15 protein-coding genes are annotated in these 14,624 nt (G+C 38.0%); 14 read left to right on the top strand and 1 reads right to left on the bottom strand.

The annotated features are described in order from the left end of the window. Positions 1-129: 129 nt before the first annotated feature. The 12 genes from NSS66_RS07595 (at position 130) to NSS66_RS07540 (ending at position 11,496) form a co-directional block, all read left to right on the top strand. The gene (locus NSS66_RS07595) at positions 130-768 is read left to right on the top strand and encodes a hypothetical protein (protein ID WP_340958862.1); all 639 of its coding nucleotides are present in this window, start codon (positions 130-132) and stop codon (positions 766-768) included. Between the two features lie 251 nt (positions 769-1,019). Then, positions 1,020-1,490: a hypothetical protein gene (locus tag NSS66_RS07590; protein WP_310166012.1), complete on the top strand. Its 471-nt coding sequence runs from the start codon at positions 1,020-1,022 to the stop codon at positions 1,488-1,490. Positions 1,491-1,687: 197 nt separating this feature from the next. Continuing rightward, positions 1,688-1,951, top strand: a complete 264-nt coding sequence (locus NSS66_RS07585; protein ID WP_310166010.1) for a hypothetical protein — start codon at positions 1,688-1,690, stop codon at positions 1,949-1,951. Between the two features lie 497 nt (positions 1,952-2,448). Further along, complete coding sequence (locus NSS66_RS07580) at positions 2,449-3,270, top strand: DUF2785 domain-containing protein (protein WP_310166008.1); 822 nt, start codon at positions 2,449-2,451, stop codon at positions 3,268-3,270. Positions 3,271-3,680: 410 nt separating this feature from the next. Next, the gene (locus NSS66_RS07575) at positions 3,681-4,253 is read left to right on the top strand and encodes a hypothetical protein (protein WP_340958696.1); all 573 of its coding nucleotides are present in this window, start codon (positions 3,681-3,683) and stop codon (positions 4,251-4,253) included. Positions 4,254-4,597: 344 nt separating this feature from the next. Beyond that, entirely contained in the window at positions 4,598-4,855 is a 258-nt protein-coding gene (locus NSS66_RS07570) for a hypothetical protein (protein WP_279832261.1), read from the top strand. Between the two features lie 374 nt (positions 4,856-5,229). Beyond that, positions 5,230-5,469, top strand: coding sequence for a hypothetical protein (locus NSS66_RS07565; RefSeq protein WP_279832263.1), 240 nt, complete (start codon positions 5,230-5,232; stop codon positions 5,467-5,469). Positions 5,470-5,541: 72 nt separating this feature from the next. Next, positions 5,542-6,831: a terminase small subunit gene (locus tag NSS66_RS07560; RefSeq protein WP_340958694.1), complete on the top strand. Its 1,290-nt coding sequence runs from the start codon at positions 5,542-5,544 to the stop codon at positions 6,829-6,831. Beyond that, the gene (locus NSS66_RS07555) at positions 6,767-8,224 is read left to right on the top strand and encodes a DEAD/DEAH box helicase family protein (RefSeq protein ID WP_340958692.1); all 1,458 of its coding nucleotides are present in this window, start codon (positions 6,767-6,769) and stop codon (positions 8,222-8,224) included. The genes NSS66_RS07560 and NSS66_RS07555 overlap by 65 nt, the downstream gene beginning before the upstream one ends. A gap of 205 nt (positions 8,225-8,429) precedes the next feature. Continuing rightward, complete coding sequence (locus NSS66_RS07550; RefSeq protein ID WP_340958691.1) at positions 8,430-9,644, top strand: SIR2 family protein; 1,215 nt, start codon at positions 8,430-8,432, stop codon at positions 9,642-9,644. A 399-nt stretch (positions 9,645-10,043) separates the two neighbouring features. Next, entirely contained in the window at positions 10,044-10,718 is a 675-nt protein-coding gene (locus tag NSS66_RS07545; protein ID WP_340958690.1) for an RES family NAD+ phosphorylase, read from the top strand. A 262-nt stretch (positions 10,719-10,980) separates the two neighbouring features. Further along, positions 10,981-11,496 carry a hypothetical protein gene (locus NSS66_RS07540; protein ID WP_340958689.1) on the top strand — a complete coding sequence of 172 codons (516 nt, stop codon included), beginning with the start codon at positions 10,981-10,983 and terminating at the stop codon, positions 11,494-11,496. Positions 11,497-11,735: 239 nt separating this feature from the next. On the opposite strand, the gene NSS66_RS07535 is transcribed toward NSS66_RS07540, so the two are convergent. Continuing rightward, on the bottom strand, positions 11,736-12,317 hold the full coding sequence (locus NSS66_RS07535; RefSeq protein ID WP_340958688.1) for a hypothetical protein: 582 nt from the start codon (positions 12,315-12,317) through the stop codon (positions 11,736-11,738). A gap of 310 nt (positions 12,318-12,627) precedes the next feature. On the opposite strand from NSS66_RS07535, the gene NSS66_RS07530 reads away from it, so the two are divergent. Together NSS66_RS07530 and NSS66_RS07525 are read left to right on the top strand one after the other, a co-directional pair. Next, positions 12,628-12,942, top strand: a complete 315-nt coding sequence (locus tag NSS66_RS07530; protein WP_340958686.1) for a hypothetical protein — start codon at positions 12,628-12,630, stop codon at positions 12,940-12,942. A gap of 221 nt (positions 12,943-13,163) precedes the next feature. Continuing rightward, positions 13,164-14,624 carry a hypothetical protein gene (locus NSS66_RS07525; RefSeq protein ID WP_340958685.1) on the top strand — a complete coding sequence of 487 codons (1,461 nt, stop codon included), beginning with the start codon at positions 13,164-13,166 and terminating at the stop codon, positions 14,622-14,624.

Here is a 14,624-nt window from a genome sequence, read left to right as displayed (position 1 = left end):
GCCTCCTTAGTTTGTTTATCTTCGTGTGCAAACTATGGTGTAAGGTTATTATAGTGTTTTGATTTACATTTATCCACCAAAAATAACGATTTCACCAAATTATCACATTATATAAAGGAATGATAAATGATGAATGATAATCAAATGTGTATAGTAAATAGTCTTGAAGATGAGTCTTCTGATACACAGAGAATAGTCCAAGTAAACTTCTTTGATGACGTAGATGCAGTAGATATAAGAAAAACAAAGTGGCTGCTAAACAAATACACTGATTTAATAGATGTAATCAAAAACTATGAACATTCACTGGAGCAGATTAAAAACGGAATGTCAGCTTATGACTTGCTCTCAGCCGAAGGCTCTGTAGCAAAAAGGGTAACAGGTCAAGAACTGACAGCAGACGTAACAGCAAATGCTGTTTTGCTCAAGGATCAGCGTCACATAAATTACAGGTTTTATCTCCTCATTACAAACAATATCTATTTTGCAATCTCTAATATTAGAGATGCGCATGAAAGGCTTGCTGCAAAGCTTTTGTTCCTAGATGGGATGAAGTATCTAAAAGCTCAACAGTATATGAGTAGAGAGTATAAAAAAGGGATTCATGGTATATCGGCCACAACATTCGCTGACAAAAGACGCAAGGTCATAGAAAATTTAGCAAAAAGTCTTAAAGTCAACCGAACATTGGATTTTGTGATCATCGACTATGGTCGGGGCCGTAACAAGGAAGGTGAAATTGGACTCAGGATGCCAGAAGTAAATTAGACCGCAAGGGCTTTAGCCTTTGCGGTCTTTATTGTAGGTGTCAGAAGAAAATAAAGTTATAGACTGAAAAATAAGTAATAGTCTTGAGGATGCTTCATTAAGCTAACGGGCAGTTTAGTTCAACAAGTAATCTTAATTCCGAAAAAAAACATATTAAACAGTATTTTACTAATCTCATGAATTTGATTTGTAACAAATTTACTTCTTCTATCGTTGAATAATTAGGATCGAATAAAGATAGGAGGGTTTATTTGAAGAATACAGTATTGTTATTCATTATGGCACTAACTCTTATATGTATAGTTGGTTGCACGGGTGTTCAGCCAAAAAATAAGGACCTTGAGGGAGAGGAACCACCAAAGGTTCAAATTCAGATTGATAAACGAATGTACAAAACAAAACTCGGCACATATTGCTGGACAACATCATGTGTAGATTCAGCTGGTCCAGTTGAACTTTTAAAAGGAAAAGAACCGATTCCAGTAAAGCCTGGTGATGTTGTGAAATTCCTTATGAATTATGAGCCCCAACCGAATAAATTTCATGTCAAGCAATTCTATGAAGGAAGGCTTACAGAAGTTTTATTGAAAGAAAATAGTTTTCAAGTTCCTACAGAAAAAGGGACATATTTTTATTCATACGGGGTATGGTGGATGGATGAAGATGTAGAGAACCAATCTCGTGGCGATGCGTTTTATCATTTTTCCTTAAAGGTTACCTAGAGATTAAGATACTAAAGCAACACGATGGTATCATAAGAATAGGCGCCTGTTGAACTAACGGACAGGATATATGTTAAAATAAGGGTGAATAAAATCAGAGGTGATTTAATGTTCAATCCGAAGATCTTCTTCTATTAGTTGTGTCTAAGGTCATGGCTTCAAATGCCAAAATCTAACCCGGCACAACGGGGATGAAGATGTTTACACGGGAAGAGATTCAATCCTGGGAAGATGAGAAACAGCGTAGTCTGGAGATCAATAATAAGCCCAAAGATCCAAGAAAAGAGAAGCTTAAGGATTTCCGTAAAGGAATCAAGAGTGTTCATTACAACAAAGAATGTAAAATAGCAAGAAAAGATGATTATCGTCTGTATAGAACAAAAATGAAACGACTGATGCGTAGTGAAGAATACGAGCTCCTACACAGTTACAAACGAACGAGTGGTTGGATTACTTGGTAAATGAGGGCCCTTGAATGAACTCATCCTATTGTTGAGTGACTAGCAGTAGGGCAGTTCATGAGGGGCTGCTTTTTTTCATTGAAGTAACGGGTAGGATAGTTGAATATACAAAAGGATAATTATGGATAATTAAAAAGGGAAAGGCATATATGTGGGAATCTATTTATTCAAGTAATTAAATTAGGAGAACAGAGTGAGTGAAAAATTATTAAGGGCAGGAACTACTAGTTTCTCGCTATTAGAGCGGCAAATCCTTTATTACAGTGACTAAAAGTAATATCCAGGCTTTCGATTTATGAAATCGATCCAATTAGCTGGTGATTTTAAGGAGGAATTCATAGTGTGTAGTGTGAAATCGCCCGGAGGCTCGTTATTTCCTTACTATTACAAGGTGCTCAAAGTATGATGTTCAGTTAATACATGAACTAGCTTGGATTGTTACTAAAATAGAGATGAATAAGAAATTAATAGCAAGCAATATAGTAGGAGTGTGTAAAATGAATCTAAAAGAAAAGTTGATATTGATAAAAGCAAATGGCTACCAAGCACCTTCCGATACATTCCAATTGATACAAGAGATGATGAATAACATCGGTTCTTTAGATGCCCAATTACGTGATGAGCTAATTTATACAACCTTATCCAATTGGATTCCTGGTAATGCTCTAACTGTAAACGAACTGGAACAACTCTTACCCGTTGTTTTGGATAAAAACCATTTGCTTTTCAGGCTTGATGAAATAAATACAGACTCTGTCTTCACTAGATCTTTCTCTATGCTAGTTATACCACTTCTCCTTATGAGGCATAGGGCATCACCGTTTCTCTCAAGAGAGCATATTCATCAGATCAAAGAGAAAGTATTTTATAATATACATAAGGAGCGAGATTACCGTGGGTATGATGAAGAAAAAGGATGGGCTCATGCCATAGCTCATGCAGCAGATGCTTTGGACGATTTGGCCCAATGTCCCGAACTGGACAAAAAAGACCTCTTAACCATCCTCGATTTGGTTTATGAAAAGATGACCGTTACAGATCGAGTTTACTCAGATGGGGAAGATGAAAGAATGGTGAAATCCGTAATTAGTGTTTTAAATAGAAAAATACTTAGTCAGACCTATGTAGAGAAATGGATCCAAAGTTTTGGTGACGTGGAGAAAAATCCAGAATTTCTTCATGCCTTTAAGCAAAAAAATAATATAAAGAACTTCTTGAAAAGTTTATACTTTCGAGTTAAATTTCACAAAGTAGATGCCGAACTTTGTCCAACTATCGAGCATACATTATATAAAGTGGAACAAGTATACTATTCCTAGTTAAGAATAAAGTGAGGGGAACGCCCCCTCACTTGTTCGTCTCACTTCAAGTGCAGTAAAAACAATAGCCCACAGAGGACACTTCATCTCCTTATTTTTCACAGTTGATTTGATTGGTGGTTCAGATAAATCTCCTTTGTTCAAGACGTGAAGTTATTCTGTCATCGAAGAACTCATTTTTTATATGCGGCAATTATTAGACGATTGGGACGCATTATTTTAAATTTATACGGAACAGTTTGCTGTCAGCAGCTGCTCCGTTTTACATTAAGCTAACGGGCAGGATAGTTCAATTTGATTGTCTAATTTAGGTAACGAGTATTATCGATACTGTACGTGCTCGGAAACATTTAATAAAAATGCAAGATTGTACGATATTAATTTGAATTACTCTAGGAGACAGAGAATATATGCAAAAATCTGCAAAACGTTTGATAGCCAAAATCGCCGGCATCTTTGTATTGCCACCGTTGCTCATCATAGGGTTAATAGTTTGGGCAGGAAACATTCTTGATCCTTTACCGCCAACCATAAAACACGGTGAAATTCCTTTTGAATTAAAATATGAAATGAACGGAAAAAAATATGACGTAAGTGATACCGTTGTTTGCGATTTTTCTAATATTTCTACGGACGCCGGGGGATTCGGTAAGATTAGACGGTGGAATGAACATTTAAAAAGTGGAACGCGTAGGATCACTATATTGAGTGACAATAATATACGTTCAATCATCAAACCCGATAGAATTGATTCGGAAATTGAGATATATTACAATTACGGATCTGCAACATATTTTATGGGTGATCCAGACGGCTCGGTATCTGAAAAACCACAAATAGAATATATCGAAACTTATAGTGAACGCCCAAATGTGATCGTTACTGATGCTACACCACTCACTACCGAACAATTACAAACAAACTTTGGGATTAAATTAATAAACTACAGTGACAGTCCTCCGATCAAAAATACATTTAAATAATTTATGGGATACTATCGCACCATTGCTGGGGAGAGATTTCATGACATGAATTGAAAATATTGTTGTACTAACGAGGAACGTTAGTTCAATGGAACAGCGACAGTCTAGGACTTTATTTTCTCGTCCTTGGTTGTCGCTGTTTTCAATTTCTAGGCTCAGTCTAAAGTTTGTTTGGAATCTAACGGTATGACAATTCGAAAGGTCGTATGGAATAAAGACACTCAGTCTAATACTTTGGTTTTTGTTGACAGTAGAACTATGTAAATCCGTAGTAGGTACGGAGTAGAAAGGATTTACACTTTATTCAGGAACAAATTAAAACTATTTTAAGAGGAACACGAATTATGTCTACACAACCACGTTTCGCATTTCTCAGCTCTGACGGTATTTTACACTTACACGATGAAGAACATGCAGCTCAACACGGAAAGCATGTACAGACATCCTTGACGGATGATGAGAGTGGATATCCAGTCATTGAGGGTGAGGGTGTTGTCTACTACCCGCGAGAAGACAAATCTTATATCAAGGGAAATAAGGGTGACGGTAAACTCATTCCTACGCCGCCAGTGCTCAAACAGCCTGCAGCAGAACTTATGTAGGTCAATAGATTATCCGAAAGAAGGCGGCGGCCAATTTAAGGGTAGCGACCGTCTATAGTGGGAACCACGCCGCAAGTATACTGGAGCGGTCACAGCAAGCGCATGACGGAGGGTTAGGGCGCATTCAAAACTAAATCGGAGACAGGACTCAGAGGGTAATATAAACCCGGAGCAAGAAGGATGTCCATTGAAGGCCTATTCCAGGCATGGCGGATTAGCGGTAACCGCATGTTATAAATTACCGATCACTACAATAGGAGCAGCGTAAAGTCGCTGCTCTTTTTAATTTTGGATGAAAGGCTGTATTGATATATAAAATTCTGCATCCTTAATGTCGATACAATCGTATGGAACAATATAGGAGATGAATTTGAGTGAAGCAGAAGATAAAGGATGGAATAATGTTGTATTTAGTAGTACCGATATTTTTAACATGGTTTATATGGTTTCCCCTTGGCATGAATTATTTGTATTGGACAGATATGAAAAATGAATTTCACATTCAAGAAGGCTACTGGGAATTCTTTGGACGAAATTGGTATAAAAAATCTTTTCACATTAAAGTGGACTATCTAAGAGAATATGAAGAAAGACAAGAGAAAGCTGCTAAATAGTGGCTTTTTTATTCGTTCAGGAAACTTTTCCTTAGCTTCAGATACATTATCAAAAGGGGTGAATAATAAAATATGGGACGAAAGAGAGACCCGAAACGGGACGAAGCATTTAATCTATACAAAGCCAGTTCCAGCAAAATACGTCTCACAGATATAGCCTCTCAACTTAGTGTATCTGAAGGTACGGTAAGAGGATGGAAGGCAAAAGATAAGTGGGAGGACATACTTGCTGACGTTACGGAACATACAGAACGTTCTAATAAAAATAGAACGGATCAAAATAACAAAACTTCGAATGAAGATGAAGATCCAACAGCATATCCTGATGAGCTTTTTCTAAAAGCTGTTCAAATTGTAGCCGAGGCCAAACAAGCCTCGGTTTCTTTATTGCAACGCAGAATGAGGATAGGTTATAGCAGAGCGGCCCGAATGATTGATGAAATGGAGCGGCGCAAACTTGTCGGTACATATAAGGGTGATAAGCCAAGAGAGGTATATGCTACCCTGCTAACAGTTGACGCGCTCTCTAAAGAGCTAAAAGACGCTGCTCCAGAAGTACGGAACGTTCCGAAAAAAATACCGGAACGTTCTAATAATATGGAGCGTTCCAAAACAAAAAAGAACGTTCCATTAATTGAAGAGAAGCCAGAGCCAGAAATTCCAGATGAAGAAGGGTTAACGCCGAAACAGCGGATCTTCATAATGGAATACCTCAGAGATTTCAACGCGACAAGGGCCGCAATGGCTGCTGGATATAGTAAGAAAACAGCATATTCAATTGGATGGGAATTATTGAGGAAACCTGAAATTAAGGCTGCGATACAGAATTACAACGAATCCCTGATGGATGGGGTTGGTTTAAATGCTCAGCGCGTTCTAATGGAGTACATGAAAATTGCTTTTGCAGACATAACGGACTACGTGGAATTCGGTCAAAAGGAAGAGGATGTTCTCGGCTTAGAAGGAGATCCCGTGTTTGATCCTGACACTGGAGAAACGAAGAAGTACAGATTCAATTATGTCTCTTTTAAGAACAGTGATGAAATTGATGGAACTCTGGTTTCAGAAGTCAAGCAGGGTAAGGACGGAGTGAGTGTAAAGCTACACGACAAAACCAAGGCATTGGACGTACTGACTAAATATATGGATTTGTTGCCAGATAAGCATAAACGAATGGTTGAAGACGAGAAACTTAAGATGCAACGTGAGAAACTTGAGCTTGAGAGGGCAAAGGTCACGGGAGAAGGCAATACAGAAGACGATCTAATTGACGATTGGGTAGAGGCGGTGGTAGGTAATGAAGACGAAGGACTCACCGGAGACGAAACGGAGGCTTCAAGCATTCAAGAAACGGATTCCTGAGTATCGCAAAAATCCCACATTGTTCTGCCAAGAGATGCTTAAGTTCTATCCTGATGATTGGCAGGCAAGCACTCTAATGGATTTAGCTAATAATCCGCGCGTTTCAGTACGTTCAGGTCAGGGTGTCGGGAAAACAGGATTAGAAGCGGCAACAGCATTATGGTTTTTGTCCTGTTTCCCTTATCCAAAGGTGATTTGTACAGCTCCTACAAGGCAGCAGCTACATGACGTGTTGTGGGCTGAGATTAATAAATGGCAATCTAAAAGTCCGGTATTGAAACGGATTCTAAAATGGACAAAGACCAAAATCTACATGAAGAACTACGAGGAACGCTGGTTCGCTACAGCTCGGACAGCAACCAAGCCTGAGAACATGCAAGGCTTTCACGAAGACTACATGTTGTTTATCGTTGATGAAGCATCAGGCGTTGCCGATCCAATCATGGAGGCCATCTTAGGTACGTTGTCTGGCGAGTTCAATAAAATATTGATGTGCGGTAACCCGACCAAAACGTCGGGCGTTTTTTATGATTCACACAATAAAGACAGAGCAGACTACAAAACACGCAAGGTATCCTGCTTGGACAGTCCAAGAACCAGCAAGGATAATATCGCCATGCTCAAGCGTAAGTATGGTGAAGGCAGCGATGTATGGAGGGTCCGGGTTGAAGGTGAATTTCCCCGTGGAGAATCGGATACATTTATTTCGTTGGAAGTGGCTGAATTTGCAGCTAAAGAAGTGAAACTGGAACCCTCTGGAGATATGCTAACCATAGGCGTTGACGTTGCACGATTTGGTGATGATGAAACCTCAATGTTTGCTGGTATAGGGCCAAGAGTTGTAGGGGAACACCATCATTTCAAGAAAGACACAATGGTTACTGCTGGTTGGGTGATTAACCTAGCTAAAGAGTTGCATGTTACTCATCCATATTTGAACCGAATCAGAATAAGAGTCGATGATAGCGGCGTAGGCGGAGGAGTAACGGATCGATTAAATGAAATCGTAACTGAAGAAGGATTACCATATGAAATCATTCCAATCAACAACGGTTCTTCATCTTTAGATGAGCACTATGGAAACCTAGTTACTGAAATGTGGGCATCCATTAAAGAACAATTAGAACAGAATATGAGCAATTTCATAAATGGAGATGCGAGCGTTCTGCAATTGCCTGATGACGATGTTCTTATAACCCAACTTACAGCACGTAAATGGAACATGACCAGTAAAGGCAAAATGCTGCTTGAAAGTAAGAAGGATATGAAAAAGCGTGGGCTCAAGTCACCAGACAGAGCTGACGCTTTTGTTTTGACATTTGGGGAGTATTTAATGGTACCAGATACACATATTATGACTCCTTTAATAGGCAGTGTGGCAGTGAAAAGATAAACCGAATGCATGATAGCATTTCTCGACAGTTGAAAGGAGAAAGTATAAAGGCTTGCGGCTTGCTTGGGTTAAAATAACAAGTGGGAAATATAATTCTATTCAAATAAAATTTATTTACTTAGCATTTCCAAATACTTCTTTCTGTCATACAATAAGTTGAAATCAGTATTTTCTAAGTTTATGAATAAAATATAGGAGGTAGATTATGAGAGTAACCGCTTTACTCGGCGCAGGGGCGAGTGTTGACATTGGTGGGCCACTTTCAGTTGATCTGACTCGTAGCGTTAGGTCAAAATTACAGGAGATATATGATTTAAAGACAGGTCATGTAACTAAAGTGCCTTTTCTTAATGATATTGCTGCGGAATTGGATAATTATTTCTCACCCACTATAAGTCACTTTGAAGATATTTTTTATACACTCGAAAGTCTTTCTTCATATGCAAGAGGTTGGCAATCGAAAACTGTAAAGAAATTCAAACCCCATATGGGTAGCTTTGTAGACGCAAAGAAACAGTATTTTTTTGATGAGTTTCTCTTATATATTGCAAAAAAGGATTTGCTTACAGTAGTGGGGGATTCCATTGATGAGTACGACTCTCTTTTCGATCCTGTATTAAAACATTCCTGGTACAGTTCATTTTGGTCAGATGCTGTTAGCCAATGTCAATGGGATATTGCTACACTAAATTATGATCATTGCATAGAAAGTAGTATAAACCAATATGAAGATGGTTATGAGGATATAGGACAAATATGTAAAAGATTTAATCCAAGAAAATTATTAGACAATAATACTGATTCTAAAATTCTACATCTACACGGTAGTATCCTATATGGGCATTATTCGACTTCTGACAATAGGTATATGTTTGAAGATCAACATGAAGATTTATATCTCTATCCCAGTTATAAGGATGCTAAAGACACCTGGTTCAATCGTTCCTTTTCAGTAGCCCAATCTCATGACGAAACATACGTAGGACCAATTGTCACTGGACTGCGAAAGACAGATAAACTTCTTCCGTACCCTTATAATACTTACTATCATCAATTTCAGAAGTCATTAATAGAAAATGATCGGCTCTTGATAATAGGGTATTCCTTTGGGGATTATCATCTTAACAGCTTATTAGAACGTGTAGTACGTTATCATGGCCAAAACAGAAAAATTGTTATTATATCTTATTTTCCTGATCCTAAAAGTTGGATTCCTGATCCATATGTAATGAATTGGCCAGGGAATGAAATGTTAAATTTTATTGCAAAAGCCTTTAAAGATCCCACCCCATTTTATAATACTCTTCAATTTCAAGAAATGTTTGAATCGGAAGATAAACGTACCCGAATTTATTTGGGGGGCGTAAATCATACCTTTAATAAATATGGTAGAGAGATTATTGACTTTTTGACTAAATAATTAAGTATTAATTTAGAGAATATTTAAAAATGATTTGACCTTTATAGTAGTTAAGTACAAACGCTTGCACAGCCTTTTTGCATTCTGCTTCCGGGCATAGGGTTCAAGCGTTGCTGTTGGTATCTTTTTTAAATAAGCATTTGTGTTACTTTGGTTCTGTAAATACATAGGCAGAAACCAGTCACTCATTCGAGTGGCTTTTTTTATTGCGTTGAAAGGTTAAAAAGGTTTTGAAGAAGAAAGGAATTTTGCTACACATGAAGGACACCAAACAGCCCATATATGCAAAGGTTGTGTATGGGGTATCACGGTTTTGTTTGCACCCACGTCCTTGTATAAAAGAGGATAATTCTTCATGAATGTCGAAATATGTTGTCTTAAAAAGGGGGAGGTTTAATAATGGGATTTTATGTAGCTCAGCCAGAAGATACAAATAATGCAATCCAGGAGTATATTAATCAATTTAATGACAGTCGTTTTTTTCTTGACAAAAAATCAAGACTTTTAGATACCTTTGTCAACTCTCTTAAAACTATTCCAATTACAACTGGAGAAACATTTTACAGAGGAAGACTTTTAGATGAAGGTAAAAGTAATTATGAAAGTAAAGACTTGCAGGCTCCTCCAGAAAACTTGGTTGGTGTTGGTAGATTAAATCCACGTAGAATAAGATATCTTTATGTAACTGAACACGATTATACAGCTGCTGCTGAGCTCAGACCTTGGATATCTGCTGTTGTTGGGATAGCTACTGCTATTCCAAAGTATGACTTCGAAGTGCTTGATTTTGTTCCGACACAAGAAGAAAGAGAACGCAAGAACAGCTATAAAAGGCAATTAAGTGAAATGTTTTCTCGCCCTGTGAGGCCGAATATTGCAGATGTAGAGTATCTTGCAACCCAAAGCATTGCAGAATATGTCAAACAGAGGGGGATCGGTGGAATCAGATACCAAAGTGCTGTTGATCCTAAGGGTGTGAACTATTGTTTATTCGACCCCGAATGTATGGAGATAACATTCAGTCACTACCTACAGATTAATAATGTGGAATATGGTATTACTAAGGCACCCTAACAGGTGCTTTTTCTTATTGTCCTCATACGGACAATATGTGAGCTATTCGGAGCCTTCTTCCTTTTGCTCAGACCAATTACGAATTGCCGGAAGGCGTGCAGATCAAAGCGGAGAGAGGGCATACACACGCTCTGACAGCCTGTTAGCCTGCTACCCGAATATCAAAAACCAACTCAACACAAAAGAGCGCTAATTTCTTCCTTGACCACGGACTGGCATTGTCTGATACTGGAAGGGACGTATCTAAATGGGGTGATTCTTAATGAAAGTTTCAACTATATTTGCTGAAAGTTTGGAGCCTGCCACAAGAAGGATAAAATCTAGTGCCGCAGCGGTGCTTGCAAGTCTTTTTGCTAACAATGCGGGGCGTAGTACATTTGCTGTAACTGGTACTGTCGATGAACTTTCTAAGACCTTGAATAAGGAATTAAGGGACTGTTTTACCCGCGTCCATCAACTTCGGATAGGAATTAGTGAATTGAGGGCCATAAAAAATGAATTGATAGTTTTTGTCGATAGAATTTTTGTCGACTGGAAGAATGAACTAATAAAGCACCAGGCTTATGGTATTGGAGGGGAAGCAACCATCCAGCAACATGATGAATTCATTGAGAAAAGAGTATTGGAAGCTAAAAATGTTATCAACTTGGAGTTTCTGATAGCCAGGGAAAAAATAAGAGCTCGACGAAGACAGTTGTCCTGGGATATAGGAAAAATTGCTATTACAGCAGTTGTTGGTGGATTTATCGGCGCCTATATAAAAATGTTAATTCCTTAAGCGCCTTCGGGTGCTTTTTTCTTTTGGAAAGGAGATTTCAATTGGAAATCAGAATCATCTCGATAGAGCAAATCAACACAGCAGTATACAACCAAAGGGGATATTTATAGGCTGATTAAGAAAAGCTGAATCAGCCTATAAATATCAGCCCCTATGTTCGCTGATAAGGGGATTCCAAGAAGGCATATTAAAATAAAGACTACAAAAGATATACAGACCTTATTGGAGTTCTAGAAAGATCATTTTTGACTTTCCTTTTCGATTTCCTTAATAATATCTAGGTGCTTTTGTTGTAATGCCCTTTTTAAACTTAAGAAAAATAAGTGGTTACAAACAATAAATAATAAAAATATAGAAAAAGAAAATATTAATATATATAAATCCAATCCCTTACTAAAATTATCGATTGTATTTGAAACTTTATCAGCCCATTTCCAATAATCTTTTTTTAGTATAGGATCGTTATTCAGGTAACTTAAAAAAGCAGTTGAGAAGGTAAACATAATTGTTATAGACGTAAGTGCAACTGTTAAAAATAACTTCACAAATAAGTCTGATAGTTGACTTATGAAATCATTACTGAGATTAATTGATTTAATATGTAATTTAGCAAGGGTTAGAACGGACTTAGGAAGCTGTTGATAAGATCTGTATAACTTATCAACTCCTTTGTAACACCAGAACAGATCGTGGTCTTTAATAATAATTCGACGGAATGGTTTGCGCAACCCTTTTTTGAATTGGTAATACCCTAGAAAATCTAACAGTGCAATTGGAATTGCAACTAAGATTAACAACCACAGTATTTTATGAAAGTCCATTTAAGACACCTCGTTCTTTAAAAGTTAGTTTTTATATCGGTATATTAATTTTATAGTTGATTACTAATTAGGGATTGGTGACATATGGTATGGCCAGAAGGCATAGTCCAAACGAAATAAGGCAAAATAGACTTAGTGGGAGAACAACATAACTCAAAAATGAGATTACAGCATCCATTAAGTAATAAACATGTTATTCCTAGTACTAGAGGTATTAAAATTTATAGTTAATCAGTAAAGGGAATTAGTATTGTGTGCTGAATATACATATTATATAACACCTATATAAAAGCATTGTTGGAGGGGTACCATGAAATTTATTAAGAACAAAAGCGTTATTGTTTCACTATGTTTAACAGAGATAGATGAAGGAAGAATTTACTTTGACATGAAAACTTTTAAGGAACTAGGATTGCCTAAGGAGGGTAATATTAAATTTGAAGGCGAAAGTGATAAATTTATCAGGTATGACAATTTCGGAAATGGCTGCCGAACAAATCGATTGGACTTTATCAAAAGTAACGTTGAAAAACTTTATAATAACAATAAATTAGAGATCCAAAAAATCAGTGAGAATCCCATTTTGTTGAAACTTCAGTTATTAAATAGCGGTAATGATGAATAAAAATAATGATATTAACTAGACATAGAAAAAAATAGAACGAACTTAGAAGGCCAGGAAACTTTTCCTGCCTTCTTTTTTGTTGTGAGATTGAAAGGAGATATTTTTTTAAAAAACATTTGCGGTGGGAGACCTGCCTTTTCGGTCGAAAATCGGTAGTAATTTCGCATAAATCAGATGTTATCCTGTATTCATAGAAGTTTGCAGAGAAAGGCGGTGAAAACTTGAAATGGTATCATAAAGCGATATATTCATTTGCGAATGCTGTTCTTCCAGCATCGGTAAAACGACAGATGCTGGGTGTGGGTAGAGCGACAGTACCTAATAACGCTAACCCGTGGGGCATATTTAACTGGCTACCCAAGAAACATCAGCAGGCTCATAATATTGACCTTACCAAATTGCAGAGCTACACGGCAGAGGAATTGCTTGAGCTATTGATATCTGTTCATCCAGACGTATCCTATGCCTTGTACACATACTTACGTATGGGAGATACCGAATTAACGTTTAGTGCAAAGAAGCCAAACGGAAATGCAGATAAGAGTGGACAACGGGTGCTGGACGATCTTAAGACCATGCTTAATACACCGTTACCTTCGCCGGGATATCAGCATGGACGGTCATTGAATAAACTGGACACGATTCAGCGGATGATGATGATGGTTCGTGGTGCTTGTGCCGGGGAAGTAGTACTGAATGAGCGATGTAACGATGTAATTGATATCGTTCCAGTTGACCCGGCTCTAATATGGTTTCGCAGGGAACCAGGCACTAATCGGCTTACGCCGTGGCAATATGTTAAGAATCCACAAAGGAATTCGAACGAAGAGTGGTTTGGTAATTACAAAAAGATTGACACGCCAACTTTTATTTATGAAGAGTTTGATCCTATGGTTGACGATCCTTATGGACGAACGCCCATGCTTCCAGTGCTGCAAGTAGTATTCTTTCATCTTCAAGTGCTGGCTGATCTAAAAGCAGTCGTGCATAACCAAGGGTATCCACGGCTTGATATCTCCATGCTGGAAGAAATCATGCTGAAGAATATGCCGAACAACTTGAAAAGTAATCCCGATGGTCAACAGAAATGGCTCAAAGAGCGAATGGAAGAGATGATAAACCATTTCAACTCACTCAATCCAGACGATGCCCTTGTCCACTGGGATAGCGTAAAAGTCGAATATCTCAAAGGCGGTAATTCAGGGCCGATGATTGATATTAAAAAGCTCATCGATATTATTGATACCCAAATGGCGACTTCACTCAAGACGCTGCTCACCATCCTTTCCAGGCATCAAGGATCAACCGAAACATACAGTTCAATTGACACTCAAATATATATCAAAAATGTAGAGTCCGCGCGGAGCGTAACCAAACGTTTCTGGCAGCGGGCTTTTTCGTTGTCCGCAAGAGTAAAGGGGATTCAAACAAAAGTTGAAGCTGACTATCTCCCTATTGATCTACGCTCAGAAAATGAGATTGAACGTGACCGACGTTCAAAGATCGACAACTACATCACAGCGGAGAAGAATTTCTACATCACACCGTTGGAAGCTGCTGAAGAAATACGTTGGACACTTGGTATTAATGCCAAAATTCCAGCCGAATTGCTCCCCTTGCTTCTGAAAAAGCTAGAATTTGATTCAAATGAAGAACAGACTCCACCAGAAGGAGGTGAATAA

It is taken from the genome of Paenibacillus sp. FSL R10-2748 (assembly GCF_038005565.1).
Lineage (GTDB): Bacteria > Bacillota > Bacilli > Paenibacillales > Paenibacillaceae > Paenibacillus > Paenibacillus polymyxa_B.
The sequence above is the reverse complement of the archived record's forward strand: the minus strand, read 5'-3'. Positions and strand labels throughout refer to the sequence as shown.